The sequence below is a fragment of the Saccharopolyspora sp. 6M genome, from assembly GCF_020176775.1.
Lineage (GTDB): Bacteria > Actinomycetota > Actinomycetes > Mycobacteriales > Pseudonocardiaceae > Saccharopolyspora_C > Saccharopolyspora_C gregorii.
The window spans coordinates 1-2,129 of sequence record NZ_JAIUJZ010000249.1 but is presented as its reverse complement, the minus strand read 5'-3'; the positions used below and the strand labels follow the sequence as shown (position 1 = coordinate 2,129).

At 76.5% G+C, this 2,129-nt stretch carries 3 protein-coding genes; all 3 read right to left on the bottom strand.

Translation table 11 applies throughout. The features are described from left to right. The coding region (locus LCD31_RS26290) for a DNA-3-methyladenine glycosylase (RefSeq protein ID WP_304615279.1) at positions 1-619 on the bottom strand (619 nt) is incomplete at its 3' end. Further along, complete coding sequence (locus LCD31_RS26285) at positions 619-1,221, bottom strand: DNA-3-methyladenine glycosylase I (RefSeq protein WP_308015871.1); 603 nt, start codon at positions 1,219-1,221, stop codon at positions 619-621. The genes LCD31_RS26285 and LCD31_RS26290, both read right to left, overlap by 1 nt. Beyond that, positions 1,203-1,895, bottom strand: a complete 693-nt coding sequence (locus LCD31_RS26280; RefSeq protein WP_224962413.1) for an alpha-ketoglutarate-dependent dioxygenase AlkB — start codon at positions 1,893-1,895, stop codon at positions 1,203-1,205. Before LCD31_RS26280 ends, LCD31_RS26285 begins: the two co-directional genes overlap by 19 nt. Between the last annotated feature and the right edge of the window lie 234 nt (positions 1,896-2,129).

Sequence of the window (2,129 nt, the reverse complement as noted above, 5' to 3'; positions counted from 1 at the left end):
CCCCGCCCCGCCCGCGCGGGCCCGGGCGCCCCCCCCCGCCCCCCCCCGCCCCCCCCCCCCCCCCCCCCGGGCGGGCGCGGGACCGCGGCACGCCCACCGCGGTCCGCAACTCCTCCAGCGGCGCCGCGGCCAGCACCTTCGGCGCGGGGAACGCGACCAGCCCGCCCGGCTGCGGCTCGCCGTACTCCGCCAGCAATCGGGCCGCGAACGTGCGGCCCGCCGCCACGCTCACCTGCTGGCCCAGCACCGTCGACACCGCGCCCTCGAACCCGTCCGCCCAGCCCACGACCCGCAGCCCCGGCCGGGCCGCCACCAACGGCTCCAGCAGCGGGTCCGCCGCCAGCACCGCGTCGATCCGCGCCACGTCCGCGTCCAACCCCAGCCAGTGCCGCACCAGCGCCGCCACCTCCTCTTCGGCGCCACCGGCCTCCCCGGACACGGCCACGTGATCCGCCGCCAGCCGCACCGACACCTCGGCGGGACCGCCCGCCAGCGGCAGCAGCCGCCGCACGCACCGCCGCGCCCGGTCCACCCGCTCCGCGCCCGGCAGCGCATGCGCCGCCAGCGCCGCCACCGCCGCATCCACCGCGAACGGGACCCGGACCGGGATCCGCAGCATCACCGCTCCGGCCACAACCCGGACGAACCCCGGCGGTGGCTGCCCAGCAGGTGCGTGTCCACCATGCCCACCGCCTCCATCAACGCGAACGTCGTCGTCGGGCCCACGAAGCGGAAACCCTTGCCGCGCAACGCCTTCGACAGCGCCACCGACTCCGGGGACGTCGTGGGCACCTCGCTCATCGAGCGCGGGCGCGGCGTCCGCTCCGGGCGGAACGACCACACGAGCGCGTCCAGGCCGCCCTGCTCGCGCAACGCCACCGTCGCCCGCGCGTTCCCGATCGTCGCCCGCACCTTCGCCTGGTTGCGCACGATCCCCGCGTCCGCCAGCAGCCGTGCCACGTCCTCCTCCGCATAGGCCGCCACCCGGTCCGGGTCGAAGTCGTCGAACGCCTTCCGGAAGGCCGGGCGCTTGCGCAAGATCGTCGCCCACGACAACCCGGCCTGGAAGCCCTCCAGCGAGATCCGCTCGAACAGCGGCTGCTCGCCCCGCACCGGCAATCCCCACTCGGTGTCGTAGTACTCCCGCAGCAGCGGATCGGCGGCCGCCCACGGCGGACGGGCCAGCCCGTCCTCCCCGACGATCAGGTCCTGCTCGCGCACGCTTCTCCTCCGCGTTCCGGGGCCAGTCCAGTGACCCGCAGGGTGATGTTGAGGCGGCCCGAGCGCAGCCCGCACGCCGGGTCCGCCGTGCCCGGGCGCACCGCCGGCACACCGTGGTACGCCAGCCGCGACGGGCCGCCGAACACGAACAGGTCCCCCGAGCACAGCTGCACATCGGTGTGCGGGTGGCCGCGGGACTCCGGGTTGCCGAACCGGAACACGCAGGTGTCGCCGATGCTCAACGACACCACCGGTGCCCGGGACAGCTCGTCCTCGTCCCGGTGCATGCCCATCCTGGCGTGCTCGTCGTAGAAGTTGATGAGCGCCGCGTCCGGGTGGTAGTCCGCGGCCTCCGCCGGACCGTACGCCGCGGCCAGCGCCGCCCGGCCCAGCTCGCCCAGCCGGTCCGGGAACGGCGCCACCCGCGCGCCGCCCGCGTCGTCGGCGGTGCGGCTGTAGGCGTACGGGTACCAGTGCCAGCCCAGGCACACCGTGCGCACCGACATCCGGTGCCCGCTCGGCAGCCGCGCCGCCCGCATCGGCACCGGGCCGCGCGCCCACTCCCGGCACGCCGCCACCAGCTCCCGCTGCCGGTCCAGGTCCAACCAGCCCGGCACGTGCACCGCGCCCGGCGCGACGACCCGGGGCGGCAGCGAGAACAGCGGTGCACCCATCGCTCCGATCCTCCTCCTCGGCGGAAGCCGACCGGCCCCCCGCCTCGCCGCGTCGTGCTGGGGGAGTGAACGGACCGTTCGACCAACTAGATGGGACGAACGGTCCGTTCACTCAACTCGGGTTCGGTCGTGTGCGAACGTCCGGTCGGGGTGGGCGGCCCCCGTGGGGCCCCAGCAAGGGCGGGCCGGCGCGTGGCCACCCACAAACAGGGGGGGGTGGGGGGGGGGCCGGGG

Excerpts from the sequence above, each read along its gene's own strand:
- LCD31_RS26280 (WP_224962413.1), bottom strand. The coding sequence starts at position 1,895 with ATGGGTGCACCGCTGTTCTCGCTGCCGCCCCGGGTCGTCGCGCCGGGC.